Here is a 15,404-nt window from a genome sequence, read left to right on the forward strand (position 1 = left end):
TCTAGTGAAGCGCGCCTTTGATTTCGTGGCGGCGGCGGTCGGCCTGATCTTGCTGGCCCTGCCGCTCGCCATGCTGTGGCTGCTGGTGCGCCTGACCTCGCCGGGACCGGGGCTCTACTGGTCGCGGCGGGTGGGCAGGGGCTCGGCGCTGTTTCCGATGCCCAAGTTCCGGACCATGCGGATCGACACCCCCGAGGTCGCCACGCACCTGCTGGAGGACCCCGACCGCTGGCTGACGCCGCTGGGGCCGGTGATGCGCAAGCTCAGCCTGGACGAGCTGCCGCAGCTTTGGAGCGTGCTAGTCGGCCACATGAGCCTGGTGGGGCCGCGCCCGGCGCTGTTCAATCAGGACGACCTGATCGCCGCCCGCCAGGCCGCCGGCGTCGATGTCCTGCGGCCTGGCGTCACGGGCTGGGCGCAGATCAACGGCCGCGACGAACTGGCCATTCCGGACAAGGTGGCGCTCGACGCAGAGTACCTGGCTCGGCGCTCATTCCTGTTCGACCTGGAGATCATGGTCAGCACCGTCGTGCCGGTGCTGACCGCCAAGGGCGTGACCCGCTAGTTCAGGTGAGGTCCGTATAGGCCTTCTCGATCGCCGCCACGAAAGTGGGGTTTCTGGTCAGCGCCGCCGGGAAGACGGTGTCCAGAGCCAGGAAAGCCGCCACGTCGGTCTTGGCGTCGCCGGTGACGCCTACGCCAATCTCGGTCAGCTTGTCAGCCAGCGGGTCGGTGATCGCCTCGCCGGTCTTGGCGCGCAGGGCGATGAAGCGCATCCAGGCCGCCAGCGGGATCGCCAGGCGCTCGATCGAGCGGCCGGCCTCCAGGGTTTCCGTCAACGTGCCGAGGATGCGGAAGGGCAGCTTGGCCGAACCGTCCCAGGCGATCTGCGCCAGGTAGTGGCGGATCTCGGGATTGCGGAAGCGGGCCAGGATGGCTTCGGCGTAGTCGGCCAGATCCAGGCCGCGCGGCGCGGTCAGAGTTGGGATGATGTCCTTGGCCATCAGGTCGCGGGCCAGGGCTTCCAGCACCGGATCGCTGACCGCCTCGAACACCGTCTCGTGGCCGCGCAGGATGCCGGCATAGGCCAGGGTCGAGTGGACCCCATTCAACAGGCGCAGCTTGGCGCGTTCGAAGCCACGGACGTCGTCGGTCAGGATGACGCCGACGCTGGCCAGGTCCGGCGCATCGTCCGGGAGCACGTCCTCGACGACCCACTGGGTGAAGGCCTCGCGCTGGATCGGCCAGGCGTCCTCCAGGCCCGTGGCGGTCTGGACCCGCGCCCGCAGGGCGTCGTCGGTGGCGGGCGTGATGCTGTCGACCATGGTGCGCGGGAAGCTACCCTCGGCCTCGATCCAGGCGGCGAGGTCGGCGTCGATCTTGTCGGCGAAGGCGACCACGGCCGCTTTCAGGCGCCAGCCGTTGTCGGCGAGGTTGTCGCAGGCCACGACGGCGTAGGGCGACAGGCCCGCCGCGAACCGGCGGCGCAGGCCCTCGACGATATAGCCGACGGCGCTCTTCGGCTCGCGCGGATGGGCCAGGTCGTGAACGATGTCCGGATGCTTCTCATCCAGTCCGCCCTCGGCCGACAGGGTGTAGCCCTTTTCGGTCACGGTCAGGGTGACCATGCGGGTGGTCGGTGCGGCCAGGCGGGCGAAGACCGACGGCGGATCCTCGGGCGCGACCAGCACCTCGACGATGGAGCCGACGATGCGGAACGTGGTTTCGGCGTCCAGCTGGGCCAGGGTGTAGAGCCCGTCTTGCGGCTGCAGGGCGTCTCGGACGCCCGGGCTCTTCAACGAGACGGCGCAGATGCCCCAGCGCGGATCGGTAGCCAACAGCTGATCGAAATAGAAGGCCTGGTGGGCGCGATGGAAGGCGCCCGGGCCGAAGTGGACGACCCCGACCTGCACCTTGTCGCGGTCATAGGTCGGCAGGGTCGTGCCGGGGATCGCGCCGGGATAGCTGGTCGCGCTCAGACGCAGGGCGGGGGAGGTCGTGGGAGAAGCCGTCAAGGGAGCACGCCTGGAGTTTCGTAGCGGAAGGGTCGATCGTCTAAATGCGGTAGTCTGACAACGCCGGCAATTGGCCTGACCATTTTTAAAGAGTCACGCCGGACTTCCAGATGGCGATCTCGCGTTCTCCGTTGAGTTCGGCCTTGGTGGCCTTGCCCGAGGCGGTGTCGACCACGAGGTCCATCAGCCGGTCGGCCGCGTTGTCCATCGACACGCCTTCCAGCACCTGGCCGGCGTCGAAGTCTATCCAACCGGGTTTACGCTGGGCGAGGCCCGAATTGGAGGCGATCTTCAGGGTCGGGGCCGGGAAGCCCAGCGGCGTTCCGCGGCCGGTGGTGAACAGGATGACCGTCGCGCCAGCGGCGGTCAGGGCCGTCGACGAGACCGCGTCGTTGCCGGGGGCCTCCAGCAGGGTCAGGCCGTGCGGGCCGACGCGCTCGCCGTAGCGCAGCACCTCGACCAACTGGGCCCGGCCACCCTTCTGCACCGCGCCCAGGGACTTTTCCTCGAGCGTGGTGATGCCGCCGGCGATGTTGCCGGGCGAGGGGTTCTCGTAGATTGGCTGGTTGTTGTCGATGAAGTAGCGCTTGAAGTCGTCGATCACGCCGACGGCCTGGTCGAAGATCTCGCGACTGGCGGCGCGCTGCAGCAGCACGTTCTCGGCTCCGAAGACCTCCGGAATCTCTGTCAGCACCGGCGTGCCGCCCGCGTCGGCGACCTTGTCGGCGATGCGGCCGACCAGCGGGTTGGCGGTGACGCCAGAGAAGCCGTCCGAGCCGCCGCACTTCAGGCCGACGACCAGTTCGGAGACCGGCATCGGCTCGCGCCTGTCCTGCTCGGCGATCGCGACCAGGGCCTCGACGGCGGCGAGGCCGTCCTCCAGTTCGTCCTCGACCATCTGGGTCGTGAAGCTGCGCAGGCGGTCGCGGTCGAGGTCCGGCGCGCTCTCAAGCAGGGTCTGCAGCTGGTTGTTCTCGCAGCCCAGGCCCAGGATCAGCACGCCGCCGGCGTTGGGGTGGGCGGCCAGGCCCGAGATCAGGCTGCGAGTGTGGGTCAGGTCGTCGCCCAGCTGCGAGCAGCCGAACGGGTGGGGGAAGGCGTAGATTCCGTCGACGCGGCCGGCGAAGCGGGCATTGGCCTTTTCGGCGATGCGGCGGGCGGTGTTGGCCACGCAGCCGACGGTGCACAGCACCCAGATCTCGTTGCGGGTGCCGGCCCGGCCGTTCTTGCGGCGATAACCGTCGAAGGTGCGAGGGGCGGGCTCGACGTGCGGCTCCGGCGCGGTCGGGGCGAAGCTGTAGCCCTCGACGCCTTGCAGGCGAGTCTCGACATTGTGGACGTGGACATGGTCGCCGATCGCGATGTCGACCGTGGCCCGGCCGATCGGCCAGCCGTACTTCAGGACGTCGGCGCCAGCGCTGGCACAGCGAATGGCGATCTTGTGACCCTTGGGGATGTCGGCGCGGACGGTGATCGCCTGGCCGTGCAGGTCCAAGACCTCGCCAGCCACGAGGTCGCGCAGGGCGGTGGCCACGTGGTCGCGCGGGTCGACGGGGTGGATCGATTCGTGAGGCGCCAGGGTCGTATCGGTCATGGGTTCGTCTTCGCCGCCGAGTTTCGTGTCGTCAATTTCACTGCCTAGTGACATGGTAACCGGTGTCAGTCACCCCAAAAGCGGAGGTTTCGTCCTAGGTTGGCGACGCCCGCGCGGCTAGAGTATGACAAAAGACAACGCTTAAAGCTGCTTGGAAACGCCGTGAACTCTTCGAAGACGCCTTCCTCGTCCCCGGAAGATCCAGAGAGCAGCGTCGAGGGCGGCCGCAAGCGGGCCACGATCAACGACATCGCCCGGCTTGCCGGGGTGTCCAAGAAGACCGTTTCCCGCGTCATCAACCAGTCTCCCTTCGTCCGCGACGAGACCCGCGAGCGCATCGAGGCGGTGATCGCCGAGTGGGGCTATGCGCCCGATCCGCAGGCCCGGGGCCTGGCGTTCCGCCGCTCGTTCCTGATCGGCATGATCTACGACAACCCCAACCCGCAGTACGTCGTCAACATGCAGCTGGGGCTGCTGGACGGCATGCGCGGCTCGGGCTTCGAGCTGGTCGTCCACCCCTGCAACCGCGCCAGCCCGACTTTCCTGACGGACATCCGCGCCTTCGTGGAGCGCCAGAAGCTGTTCGGCGTCGTGCTGCCGCCGTCGGTGTCCGAGGACGAACGTGTCGCCAAGCTGCTGAACGAGATCGGCTGCGCGTACATCCGCATCGCCTCGGTCGAGTTGGACAAGCCCGAGCACATGATCGTCGGCCACGACCGTCTGGGCGGGGAGGTGATGGGTCAGCACCTGGTCGACCTGGGTCACACGCTGATCGGCTTCATCAGCGGCCTGCCCAACTTCCGGTCCTCGCACGAACGCAGGGGCGGGCTGGAGGACGCGCTTCGGAAGGCCGGGGTAGAGTTGAAGCCCGACTATGTCGTCCAGGGCGCCTATACCTTCGAGTCCGGCCTGGCCTGCGGCGAGGCTCTGCTGGCCATGAAGCCGCGCCCCACCGCCATCTTCTGCGGCAACGACGAAATGGCCGCCGGCGCGCTGCAGGCGGCGCGGCGCGCGGGGCTGAGGGTTCCCGAGGATCTGACCGTCGTCGGCTTCGACGACTTCCAGATCGCCCAGGCCGTCTGGCCGCCGCTGACCACGATCCACATCCCGACGCGCGAGGTGGGCCGTATCGCCGCCGAAAAGCTCATCGGACGGGAAAGTCGCGAAGCGCGTGATCCCGCCAGCACAATCCCATATCTTGTCCTGCGGGAGTCCTCGGCCGCGCCGCCGAAGTCCTGAGGACAACCCGTAGCGACGCCTGCCTCCTTTCTTGCAACGCGTCGTGACACCGGTTACCAAGCGCGTCACGACAGCCCGCCGCGAGGCCGTCCAGACGTTGGGAAGAGGAAGCGAAAAATGCCCAGGCCGCTGAATTTTCATGAGGATCGTCTGTTTCCGGCGGACCCGGCGACGCGCTCTTACGCGCGCGGCCTTTATTCGCTGGTCAAGGACCTGCCGATCATCAGCCCGCACGGGCACACCGATCCCTCGTGGTTCGCCACGAACGAGCCCTTCCAGGACGCCACCGACCTGCTGCTGGCGCCGGACCACTATCTGTACCGGATGCTCTACAGCCAGGGGATCAGCCTGGACGACCTGAAGGTGCGTTCGAAGGCTGGCGTTCCGGACACCGACCCGCGCGCGGCCTGGAAGCTGTTCGCCAGCAACTTCCACCTCTTCCGCGGCACGCCGTCGTGGATCTGGCTGAACCACGTGTTCTCCAAGGTGTTCGGCTTCACCGAGTTCCTCGAGACCTCGAACGCCGACGACTATTTCGACCGTATCAACGAAGCCCTGGCCACGGACGCCTTCCGTCCGCGCGCCCTGTTTGATCGCTTCAACATCGAGACCCTGGCCACCACCGAGGGCCCGCACGAGAGCCTGAAGCATCACGCGGCCATCCGCGAGAGCGGGTGGGGCGGTCACGTCATCACCGCCTATCGCCCCGACGCGGTCATCGACTTCGAGGACGAGCGTTCGCCGCGGGCCTTCGAGCGTTTCGCCGAGACCTCGGGCCAGGACGTCTACAGCTGGAAGAGCTACCTGGAGGCGCACCGCCTGCGCCGCCAGGCCTTCATCGAAGCCGGCGCCACCTCGTCCGACCACGGCCACCCGACGGCGGCCACCGCCGACCTCTCGGACGTCGAGGCCGAGGCGTTGTTCCAAAGCCTGGTGAAGGGCGACGTCACGCCCGAGAAGGCCGAGCTGTTCCGCGCCCAGATGCTGACCGAGATGGCCAAGATGAGCCTGGACGACGGGCTGGTCATGCAGATCCACCCGGGCTCGCACCGCAACCACAATACGGGCCTGCTGGCCTCGCACGGTCGCGACAAGGGCGCCGACATCCCGATGCGCACCGAGTACGTCTCGGCGCTGAAGCCGCTGCTGGGCCGCCTGGGCAACGACCCGCGCCTGTCGGTGATCCTGTTCACCCTGGACGAGACCGTCTACAGCCGCGAACTGGCCCCGCTGGCCGGGCACTATCCGGTGCTGAAGCTGGGTCCGTCCTGGTGGTTCCACGACAGCCCGGAAGGCATGATGCGCTTCCGCGAGCAGGTCACCGAGACCGCCGGCTTCTACAACACCGTCGGCTTCAACGATGATACCCGCGCCTTCCTGTCGATCCCGGCCCGCCACGACGTGGCCCGCCGCGTCGATAGCGCCTTCCTGGCCCGCATGGTCGCCGAGCACCGGATGGATCTGGTCGAGGCCGAGGCGCTGATCGTCGACCTGACGTACAACCTGCCCAAGAAGGCCTACAAGCTGGATCGGCGTCCCGACTGGGCCCGTCCCGTCGCGGCGCTGGCCGTCGCCGCCGAATAAGAACACCCTTCCGGAGACTTCCCGATGTTCGCCAAGACCTATCACGCCACCCATCCGGACATGATGTTCGCGGTCAGCAACGACGACCTGCGCGACCGCTACCTGATGCAGGACCTGTTCCAGGACGGCCAGATCGTTCTGACCTACAACCACGCCGAACGCTTCGTCGTCGGCGGCGTCGTGGCCACCACGGCGATCAAGCTGCCCGACCAGACCGAGCCCGCCTCGGCCGCCGGCCACCCGTTCCTGGAGCGCCGCGAGCTGGGCGTGATCAATGTCGGCGAGACCACCGGCAAGATCACCGTCGACGGCGTCGCCTACGAGATCGTTCCGCGTGACGGCCTGTACGTCACCATGGGCGCCAAGGACGTGACCTTCGAGGGCCTGAACGGTGAAGCCGCGCGCTTCTACCTGGTCAGCCTGCCGGCCCACGCCGCGTTCGAGACCAAGAAGCTGGCCTTCGCCGACGCCGTCGCCCTGGAGCGCGGCGCGCTGGAGACCAGCAACGAGCGCACCATCTACCAGTACATCGTGCCGACCACCTGCAAGTCGGCTCAGCTGCTGCTGGGCATGACCGTGCTGAAGCCGGGCAGCGTCTGGAACACCATGCCGCCCCACCTGCACGACCGTCGTTCGGAAGCCTATTTCTACTTCGGCCTGGGCGAGAACGACCGGGTCTTCCACTACATGGGCGAGCCGGATGAGATGCGTCACATCGTGATCGCCAACGAGGAAGCCGTGATGAGTCCGCCGTGGTCGATCCACATGGGCTCGGGCACCGCCAACTACACCTTCATCTGGGCGATGGGCGGCGAGAACCTCGACTACACCGACATGAACGTGCTGGACATCTGCCAGCTGAAGTAGGGGCGAAAGCCACCGCGCCTTTCGCTTGTCATCCCGGGCGAAGCGTAGCGTAGGCCCGGGACCGCCCAACGCGTTTGCGCTTGTGGTGGTCCCGGATCGACCCTTCGGGTCGTCCGGGATGACAATCTTCAAGGGAAGCTTCGCACCATGGCCAATCCGTTCAGCCTCGAAGGCAAGGTCGCGCTCGTCACCGGCGCCAACACCGGGATCGGGCAGGGGATCGCCATCGCCCTGGCCGCCGCCGGCGCGGACATCGCCGCCGCGGGCCGCAGCGCGCCGACCGACACTCGGAAGGCCGTCGAGGCCCTGGGCCGCAAGTTCCTGTCGATCAAGGCCGACTTCGGCTCGACCGAACCCGTCCAGCGCGTGGTCGACGAGACCGTGGCCGCGTTCGGCAAGGTCGACATCCTGGTCAACAACGCCGGCATCATCCGTCGCGCCGACTCGATCGAGTTCTCGGAAGCCGACTGGGACGCGGTGATGGACACCAACCTGAAGGTCGTCTTCTTCCTGACCCAGGCCTTCGCCAAGCAGGCGCTGAAGCAGGGGCCCGTGAACGGTGTGACCGCGAAGGTGATCAATATCGCGTCCCTGCTCTCGTTCCAGGGCGGCATCCGCGTGCCGTCCTATACGGCCGCCAAGTCGGGCCTGGCCGGCCTGACCAAGATCCTGGCCAACGAGTGGGCGGCCAAAGGCATCAACGTCAACGCCATCGCCCCCGGCTATTTCGACACCAACAATACCGAGGCCCTGCGCGCCGACGCCGACCGCAACGCCTCGATCCTGGCCCGCATCCCGGCCGGGCGCTGGGGCCGCCCGGAAGATATCGGCGGCGCCGCCGTCTTCCTGGCCTCGTCGGCCGCCGACTACGTTCAGGGCATTACCTTGCCCGTGGATGGCGGCTGGCTGGCGCGCTGACGAAAGAAAACCACGCAAAAATGCGATGGTAGCGCAACCATTGTGCCGGGCGGGTTTTCCCGCCCGGTGAAGCGCGCTAGAGGGCGCCGTAACGTCAGCGCCTGGGATCGATCCCGCGTCGTCGACGCTTTCTCGTGATCCATTCCCGTCCCGAACGGCTCCGGCCGATCCTGGAGTTCGCGCATGCGCAATCCGGCCCTGTCGATCGACGTCGACCGTCCCACCAGCCGTCACGTCCGCCAGAACGCCAACCTGCTGAACGATCTCCTGATCGAGGCGATCACCTATCTCGAGGGCGAGGAGGCCGCCGCTCTGGTGGCCAAGGCGCGCAAGGCCGCCTCTGGCGAGGACGAGGATACCAGCGACGCGCCCGTCCTCGACCATCTGTTCGCCGATCTCACCAACGATCAGGCCGTGTTCCTGGCCCGCGCCTTCGCCAGTCACTCGCTGCTGGCCAATATCGGCGAGGACGTCGCCGGCCGCCGTCGTCACGCCGAGGCCGACGCCCAGCCGGGCGACGAGCGGCCGCGCACCCTGGTCGACGCCGTGAAGCGCCTGAAGGGGCGCGGCAAGACCGACGCCGAGCTGGCCAGGGTCTTCGCGGCCATGAACGTGGTGCCGGTGCTGACCGCCCACCCGACCGAGGTGCGTCGCCGCAGCATGGTCGACCGCGAGACCGAGATCTCGCGCCTGATGGCCCTGCGCCGTCACCACCTGCCGGCGGACCTGGACGCCGAGATCCGCGAGGGCCTGTTCCGCGAGATCGCCCTGATGTGGCGCACCCGCCTCTATCGTCCCGAGCGGATCACCGTGAAGGACGAGATCCGCAACGCCCTGTCGATCGTCCGCACCTCGATCCTGCCGGCGATGATCGAGCTCTATGGCGACTGGACGGCCAAGATCGGTTCGCACGGCCATATGGCGCCGCTGCTGAAGATGGGCTCGTGGCTGGGCGGCGACCGCGACGGCCATCCCGGCGTCAATGGCGAGACCCTGAAGCTGGCCTTCGCCAGCCAGTCCCGCGTGATCCTCGACTGGTACGCCGGCGAGGTGCGCAAGCTGTGGTCCAACCTGGCCGTCTCGACCGCCTATACGCCGGTCTCGAACGAGCTGCTGGCCCTGGCGGCCCAGACCCGCGACCCGTCGATCCACCGTCTGGACGAGCCTTACCGTCTGGCCCTGGAGCTGATCTTCGACCGCCTGACGGCCGTGTCGCAGAAGCTGACCGGCGCCCCGGTCGCCTACGCCACCGGCGCGACCGACGTCGAGGCTTATGGTCATCCCGATGCCTTCGTCGCCGACCTGACCGTGATCATCGACAGCCTTGAGCGCAACGGCGGCGAGCGGCTGGTCGGCTCGGCTCTGCGCACCCTGGTCGAGGTGGCCAAGGCCTGCGGCTTCCATCTGATGAGCCTGGATCTGCGCCAGAACGCCGACGTTCACGAACGGACGCTCGACGAGCTGTTCCAGCGGGCCGGCACGGGCGTGTCCTATCTCAAGCTCGACGAGGATGCCCGCTGCAAGGTCCTGATCGAGGAGCTGTCGCACCAGCGCCCCCTGGTCTCGCCGTTCACCGCCTATGGCGAGGAGACGACCAAGGAGCTGGCCACCATGCGGGCCGCCGCCCAGGCGGTGCGCGACTACGGCCATGGCTGCCTCGGGGCGTACATCATTTCGAAGTCGGCGACCCTGTCCGACATCCTCGAACCGCTCGTTCTGCTCAAGCAGGTCGGCCTGGTCTGGGGCGGGGCCGCGCCGCGCGCCTCGGTCAAGGTCGCGCCGCTGTTCGAGACCATCGGCGACCTGGAGAACGGCCCGGCCGTGCTGCGCCAGTGGCTGGAACTGCCGCTGAGCCGGACGATCCTGGGCGACCGGCCGGTGCAGGAGATCATGCTCGGCTACTCCGACAGCAACAAGGACGGCGGGTACGTGGCCAGCCGCCGGGGTGTCGCTCGCGGCGCCTCGGCCCTGGCGTTCGAGGCCGACCGGATGGGCGTCGGTCTGCAGCTGTTCCACGGACGCGGCGGCAGCGTCGGACGGGGCGGTGGTCCCGCCGCCGAGGCCGTGCTGGCCCAGCCGGCCGGCACCGTCCAGGGCCGCATCCGCATGACCGAGCAGGGCGAGATGATCGCCCGCCGTTTCGGCGACCAGCCCACCGCCCGCCGCAACCTCGACGGCCTGGCCGCCGCCGTGCTGATGTCCAGCGAGCGCCCGGTCCACAAGCCCGACCCCCAGGTCGAGGCCGCCATGACCGCCCTGGCCGAGGCCTCGTTCCATGGCTTCCGCGCCCTGGTGTATGACGATCCGGCGTTCGAGGACTTCTTCTGGTCGGTCACGCCGATCAGCGAGATCGTGGGCTTGAACATCGGCAGCCGTCCCGCCAGCCGCACCGCCAGCCGCAAGATCGAGGACCTGCGGGCCATCCCGTGGGTGTTCAGCTGGTCGCAGGCCCGGTTCATGCTGCCGGGCTGGTACGGCTTCGCCTCGGGCGTCGAGCGGGCCAAGCTGTCGGTCGAGCAACTGCGCGACCTGGCCGGAAGTTTCGACTTCTTCGCGTCCCTCCTGTCGAACATGGAACTGGCCCTGGCCCAGAGCCACATGGGCATAGCCGCCCGGTACATGGCCCTGTCGCCGGACAAGGAAAACGCCGCGCGCATCTTCGCGACCATCCAGCGCGAGCACGACGCGGCCTCGCGCATCGCCCTGGCGATCCGCGGCGGTTCGGCCCTGCTCGACAACCAGCCGGACCTGGCCGAGTCGGTGAGCCTGGCCAGCCGTTCGGTGGATCCGCTGAACCACCTGCAGCTGGAGCTGCTGTCGCGCCGCCGGGCGGGGGAGGCCGACGAGGAGCTGCGCCTGGCCATCCAGCTGACCGTGGCCGGCATCGCGGCGGGCCTGCGCAATACAGGGTGAGCGCCTTTACCCTGTCATCCCGGTGAAAGCCGGGACCGCCGCAAGCGCCCGCGTTTCCCGCGGTCCCGGATCGGCCTTGCAGGCCGTCCGGGATGACAAGGGAAGGTGGGGCGGCGAAACGCGGGATTCCCAAGCCCGCAAAGGCTTTCCTTTTCAACAATTTGCCCCTTCTCACCTCCTGCCTTTACGGCGCTTGCGCTCCCTGGCGGTTTCTGGTTATCTGCTCATGACACCGGTGGCGAAGTGGCCTGGCCACTTTTCCGGATTTCCGTGACACCGGTATCAACACGGTTCGGTTCGGCGTCTTGGTCGGTCCGTCTCGTTTGCGGCTCTTTGAGCTCGCTCCTGCGCAAACTTCCGGGGCGTCGGGTCATACCGGCGCCCTCACTTTTGCGTCCGGGGCGGGGGAGGGAGCCGAAGGAAAAACGTTCGGGGATGGAAGCGAGACCAGAGATCCAAGGCGCGGAAAACGCCGCCGAGCGGTCGTGAAACCGTGCTTCAAAACCCCTTAGTTTGACGTTACGGCAAGCCCGGTGTGGCGCTCGTCGGCAACGCGGTCTAAGGGATCGCCCTGAGCCAATTCCGGCGAAATCTTGCATGCGCGGCCGCCCAAAAGGCCCTCCGCGCAAGATCGATCCTTCGGGAAGGAGTCTATGATGGTAAAAGACCGTATGGCGGTGCTGGCCGCCCTGATGGACCAGGGTGTCATCCCGGTTTTCTATCACCCCGACGTCGAGGTCTGTAAGGCGGTGATCCAGGCCTGCGCCGACGGCGGCGCGCCCTGCATCGAGTTCACCAACCGCGGCGACTTCGCCAGCCACGTCTTCTACGAAGTGACCCGTTACTTCCACGAGGCCGATCCGCGCGTGATCATGGGCGTGGGCTCGATCGTCGACGCCCCGACCGCCGGCATCTACATCGCCAACGGCGCCAAGTTCGTCGTCGGCCCGATCCTGAACGCCGACGTCGCCAAGGTCTGCAACCGCCGCAAGATCCCGTATTCGCCGGGCTGCGGCTCGGCCTCGGAAATCTCGTACGCCGAAGAGCTGGGCTGCGAGATCGTCAAGGTGTTCCCCGGCTCGTCGGTCGGCGGCCCGGACTTCGTCAAGGCGGTGCTGGGCCCGATGCCCTGGACCCGCATCATGCCGACGGGCGGCGTCGATCCGGACGAGGCCTCGGTCAAGAAGTGGTTCGGCGCGGGCATCGTCGCCGCCGGCATGGGCTCCAAGCTGATCACCCAAGAGCTGCTGGACGCCAAGGACTACGCGGGCATCACCAAGAAGGTCCGCGAGACTGTTGACCTGATCAAGAAGGTTCGTGGGAAGGCCTAAATGACCGACAATATCCTCAACATCCGCCCGGCTTCGGAGACCAAGTGGGACTGCGCGTCCTTCGGTGAAGTGATGCTGCGCTTCGACCCGGGCTTCGGCCGGGTCCGCAACGCCCGCCAGTTCCAGGTCTGGGAAGGCGGCGGCGAATACAACGTCGCCCGCGCTTTCCGCAAGTGCTGGGGCAAGCGCTCGACCGCCGTCACGGCGCTGCCGGTGAACGACCTGGGCTGGCTGGTCGAGGATCTGATGATGCAGGGCGGCGTCGACACCTCGCACGTCATCTGGCGCGACTTCGACGGCCTGGGCCGCAACACCCGCGTCGGCCTGAACTTCACCGAAAAGGGCTTTGGCGTTCGCCCGGCCCTGGGCTGCAGCGACCGGGGTCACTCGGCCGCCTCGCAGATCCGTCCCGGTGAAGTGAACTGGGAAAAGCTGTTCGGCGAGGAAGGCGTGCGCTGGTTCCACACCGGCGGCATCTTCGCGGCCCTGGCCTCGAACACGGCCGAAGCCGTGATCGAAGCCGTGGAAGTCGCCCGCAAGTACGGCGCCGTGATCTCCTACGACCTGAACTACCGCGCGAGCTTGTGGAAGTCGCAGGGCGGCAAGGAAGGCGCTCAGAAGGTCAACCGTCACATCGCCCAGTACGTCGACGTGATGATCGGCAACGAAGAAGACTTCACCGCCTGCCTGGGCTTTGAAGTCGAGGGCCTGGACGAGCACATCAGCTCGATCGACCCGGCCAACTTCAAGAAGATGATCGAGACCGCTGTGAAGCAGTTCCCGAACTTCAAGGTCGCCGCCACCACCCTGCGCAACGCCAAGACCGCCTCGGTCAACGACTGGTCGGCGATCCTGTACGCCGGCGGTGAGTTCTATGCCTCGATGATGCGCGAGAACCTCGAGATCTATGACCGTGTCGGCGGCGGCGACGGCTTCGCGTCCGGTCTCGCGTTCGGCTTCATGGAAGGCAAGGGCCCCCAGGCCGCTGTCGAGTACGGCGCGGCCCACGGCGCCCTGGCCATGACCACCCCGGGCGACACCTCGATGGTGCGCAAGGAAGAGGTCGAGGCCGTGATGAAGGGCAAGGGCGCGCGGGTCATCCGCTAGTCCGTTAAAACGGTCATCCCGCCCCGGCCTTGAGCCGGGGGCGTAGCGCGCCGAGCCGGGACCACGGCAAGCGCCTGCGTTTCTGGCGGTCCCGGGTCTTCGCCCGGGATGACAAGATCTACAGAGCCCCCGGTCGTAAGGCCGGGGGCTTTTTCCTTGGCGACCATCCGCGCGTATTCGGCCGAGGCGCGGAACTTCCGCATCTTCTTCCAGACGTTCCGTCGCAACTGCGCCTTGCGGGCCGGCGGCCAGGCGGTATCTGGCGGAATGGGGCTGTGATGGCGCGGCATGGGCTCTTCTCCAGACAGGTCGATGCGCTCCGACGCGGCGCGGCGGAGGGCACGGGGAGGGCAGCGGGGCGCCGGGACCTCGCCCGGAGCAGATGGAGAAATACCGTTTCGACGAAGCGCAGCGCCCCGCGCGATCGTTATCCGGAAGCGTGGCGCGCCGACGCTGTTCGCGCCTGATCGCCCTTGAAGCCTCCGACGGGCGGGCCGGACCGCGAAGCCCGGTCCCGGACAGGAGCCTTTCAGCTCCCCCGTCGCGCCGTCGGTCCACATCCCACGTCGTTTCTGTGTTCCAGGGCCGACCGCCGCCAGAGGGATGCAGTTGCGGAGTTTCCCCCGCGCCGACGAGCGCGCCCGCTCGACCGCCCCCCGAAGCCGCGAAGGTCGCTGGCCGCGCGCCCTCCCCAGTGCTTCGAGGTGGATAGAGGATACGGCAGGTTTCGGAGCCGGGGATGGGACGGCTTCAATCCCCGTGACCTTCCCTTCTCCCCTTGCGGGAGAAGGTGGCCCGAAGGGCCGGATGAGGGGTTGATGGATGTTTCCGATTAACGTTGCGGCGCAAGCTGTTGAGCCTCGCGCGACCCCTCATCCGACCGCCTTCGGCGGCCACCTTCTCCCGCAAGGGGAGAAGGATGAATCCCCGCGCTCCGACGGGTGTTCGCGCGCCGGGAACCGCGGTGTTCCGGGAGCCGCCGGCAGACCCGACAGGCGGGATGTCCGCTTTGAGCGACGGATCCAATTTCCGCTCCCGACCCTAGGCGGACGTTAGGTCGAAGGTAGAAGCCACTCGACTTTGGCCGCCGAAATATTCAGTGCGCCGCTTCGGCTAAGTTCATCCCAGGGTTCGGATGCGGTGTCGTACTCGATGAGAACGTACTCGCGACCGCACGTCTTCCAACTCATGCAAGGCGCGCAGTTAGGCTGCTCATCCCAGGGGGCCTGGGCCAACCGTTTCAGCATATCGACGGCATCCGACTTTGCTACGAACTCACCGATGATTTCGCAGTGAAGCTCGTCTTCGATCACGAATGTGCGGGGAGAACCGTGGGTCATCGGTCGAGCTTAGCAGTGCTAGGGCCGACTTCCATCCTTAGCCGGCGGTCGGTGGGTCTGCTTCAGAACTGGCTGGGGCCTTCTTACTGCTCTGTGCTTCAGAAATCAGGTGAAGCGCGACGCCGCCGACGATTACCCAGCCGAAAAGGAATGCCGCTGGCGGGATTTGCCGATCAAGGCCTGGGGCCATGGTCCGAGCGGCGGAATACAGAAAGAAGATAAAGAACGCGATGAACCGCGCGATCACCACGATTTTGGTCTCAGGCGAATGCCTTTTTACCAGTTTGGCGAACCGCGTTCCCAGAAGCTGTAGCAGAGCGGCCAAGACCATCGCGATCGCCACCGCGTAAAGCCACTGCATTACAGTCATGTGCACCCCCAACGATCGCCAGCCAATCTAACAGGCCAACGTCCGCAAGCCACCGAGGCCGTGTGGAAACGCGTCTTCCAAGCCGGTGAACACAAGGCCGGGCAAGCGCTTCGCGTGACGATGAAT

At 67.1% G+C, this 15,404-nt stretch carries 12 protein-coding genes; 9 read left to right on the forward strand and 3 right to left on the reverse strand.

The features are described from left to right. Window positions 1–4 precede the first annotated feature (4 nt). Window positions 5–565, forward strand: coding sequence for a sugar transferase (locus tag AC1RJ9_RS26885; protein ID WP_492841613.1), 561 nt, complete (start codon window positions 5–7; stop codon window positions 563–565). A 1-nt stretch (window position 566) separates the two neighbouring features. Here AC1RJ9_RS26885 and AC1RJ9_RS26890 read toward each other — a convergent pair whose 3' ends face one another. Further along, window positions 567–2,015, reverse strand: a complete 1,449-nt coding sequence (locus tag AC1RJ9_RS26890; protein WP_492841615.1) for a mannitol dehydrogenase family protein — start codon at window positions 2,013–2,015, stop codon at window positions 567–569. 85 nt (window positions 2,016–2,100) lie between these two features. Continuing rightward, window positions 2,101–3,609 carry a UxaA family hydrolase gene (locus tag AC1RJ9_RS26895; RefSeq protein ID WP_492841616.1) on the reverse strand — a complete coding sequence of 503 codons (1,509 nt, stop codon included), beginning with the start codon at window positions 3,607–3,609 and terminating at the stop codon, window positions 2,101–2,103. Window positions 3,610–3,771: 162 nt separating this feature from the next. Here AC1RJ9_RS26895 and AC1RJ9_RS26900 point away from each other — a divergent pair, with 162 nt between their 5' ends. The 8 genes from AC1RJ9_RS26900 to AC1RJ9_RS26935 all read left to right on the forward strand — a co-directional run bounded on the left by AC1RJ9_RS26900 (window position 3,772) and on the right by AC1RJ9_RS26935 (window position 13,847). Beyond that, the gene (locus tag AC1RJ9_RS26900) at window positions 3,772–4,848 is read left to right on the forward strand and encodes a LacI family DNA-binding transcriptional regulator (protein WP_492841617.1); all 1,077 of its coding nucleotides are present in this window, start codon (window positions 3,772–3,774) and stop codon (window positions 4,846–4,848) included. 117 nt (window positions 4,849–4,965) lie between these two features. Next, window positions 4,966–6,432, forward strand: coding sequence for a glucuronate isomerase (gene uxaC / locus AC1RJ9_RS26905; RefSeq protein WP_492841618.1), 1,467 nt, complete (start codon window positions 4,966–4,968; stop codon window positions 6,430–6,432). Window positions 6,433–6,456: 24 nt separating this feature from the next. Next, the gene (kduI, locus tag AC1RJ9_RS26910) at window positions 6,457–7,299 is read left to right on the forward strand and encodes a 5-dehydro-4-deoxy-D-glucuronate isomerase (protein ID WP_492841619.1); all 843 of its coding nucleotides are present in this window, start codon (window positions 6,457–6,459) and stop codon (window positions 7,297–7,299) included. Window positions 7,300–7,446: 147 nt separating this feature from the next. After that, complete coding sequence (kduD, locus tag AC1RJ9_RS26915) at window positions 7,447–8,217, forward strand: 2-dehydro-3-deoxy-D-gluconate 5-dehydrogenase KduD (protein ID WP_492841620.1); 771 nt, start codon at window positions 7,447–7,449, stop codon at window positions 8,215–8,217. 183 nt (window positions 8,218–8,400) lie between these two features. Then, a complete protein-coding gene (ppc, locus tag AC1RJ9_RS26920) occupies window positions 8,401–11,130 on the forward strand; it encodes a phosphoenolpyruvate carboxylase (protein ID WP_492841621.1) in 2,730 nt (909 codons plus the stop codon). Between the two features lie 656 nt (window positions 11,131–11,786). Beyond that, window positions 11,787–12,461: a bifunctional 4-hydroxy-2-oxoglutarate aldolase/2-dehydro-3-deoxy-phosphogluconate aldolase gene (locus AC1RJ9_RS26925; RefSeq protein WP_492841622.1), complete on the forward strand. Its 675-nt coding sequence runs from the start codon at window positions 11,787–11,789 to the stop codon at window positions 12,459–12,461. Continuing rightward, window positions 12,462–13,568 (forward strand): PfkB family carbohydrate kinase, encoded by a 1,107-nt coding sequence (locus AC1RJ9_RS26930; protein WP_492841623.1) that lies wholly within the window; start codon window positions 12,462–12,464, stop codon window positions 13,566–13,568. A 156-nt stretch (window positions 13,569–13,724) separates the two neighbouring features. After that, window positions 13,725–13,847, forward strand: a complete 123-nt coding sequence (locus tag AC1RJ9_RS26935) for a hypothetical protein (protein WP_492841625.1) — start codon at window positions 13,725–13,727, stop codon at window positions 13,845–13,847. 1,098 nt (window positions 13,848–14,945) lie between these two features. Here the strand turns inward: AC1RJ9_RS26935 and AC1RJ9_RS26940 are convergent. After that, window positions 14,946–15,278, reverse strand: a complete 333-nt coding sequence (locus AC1RJ9_RS26940) for a hypothetical protein (protein WP_492841627.1) — start codon at window positions 15,276–15,278, stop codon at window positions 14,946–14,948. Between the last annotated feature and the right edge of the window lie 126 nt (window positions 15,279–15,404).

The organism is Caulobacter sp. GW822-FHT07D08, from assembly GCF_058798735.1.

Excerpts from the sequence above, each read along its gene's own strand:
- AC1RJ9_RS26895 (WP_492841616.1), bottom strand. The coding sequence starts at position 3,609 with ATGACCGATACGACCCTGGCGCCTCACGAATCGATCCACCCCGTCGAC.
- AC1RJ9_RS26930 (WP_492841623.1), top strand. The coding sequence starts at position 12,462 with ATGACCGACAATATCCTCAACATCCGCCCGGCTTCGGAGACCAAGTGG.
- AC1RJ9_RS26940 (WP_492841627.1), bottom strand. The coding sequence starts at position 15,278 with ATGACTGTAATGCAGTGGCTTTACGCGGTGGCGATCGCGATGGTCTTG.
- kduI (WP_492841619.1), top strand. The coding sequence starts at position 6,457 with ATGTTCGCCAAGACCTATCACGCCACCCATCCGGACATGATGTTCGCG.
- uxaC (WP_492841618.1), top strand. The coding sequence starts at position 4,966 with ATGCCCAGGCCGCTGAATTTTCATGAGGATCGTCTGTTTCCGGCGGAC.
- AC1RJ9_RS26925 (WP_492841622.1), top strand. The coding sequence starts at position 11,787 with ATGGTAAAAGACCGTATGGCGGTGCTGGCCGCCCTGATGGACCAGGGT.
- ppc (WP_492841621.1), top strand. The coding sequence starts at position 8,401 with ATGCGCAATCCGGCCCTGTCGATCGACGTCGACCGTCCCACCAGCCGT.
- kduD (WP_492841620.1), top strand. The coding sequence starts at position 7,447 with ATGGCCAATCCGTTCAGCCTCGAAGGCAAGGTCGCGCTCGTCACCGGC.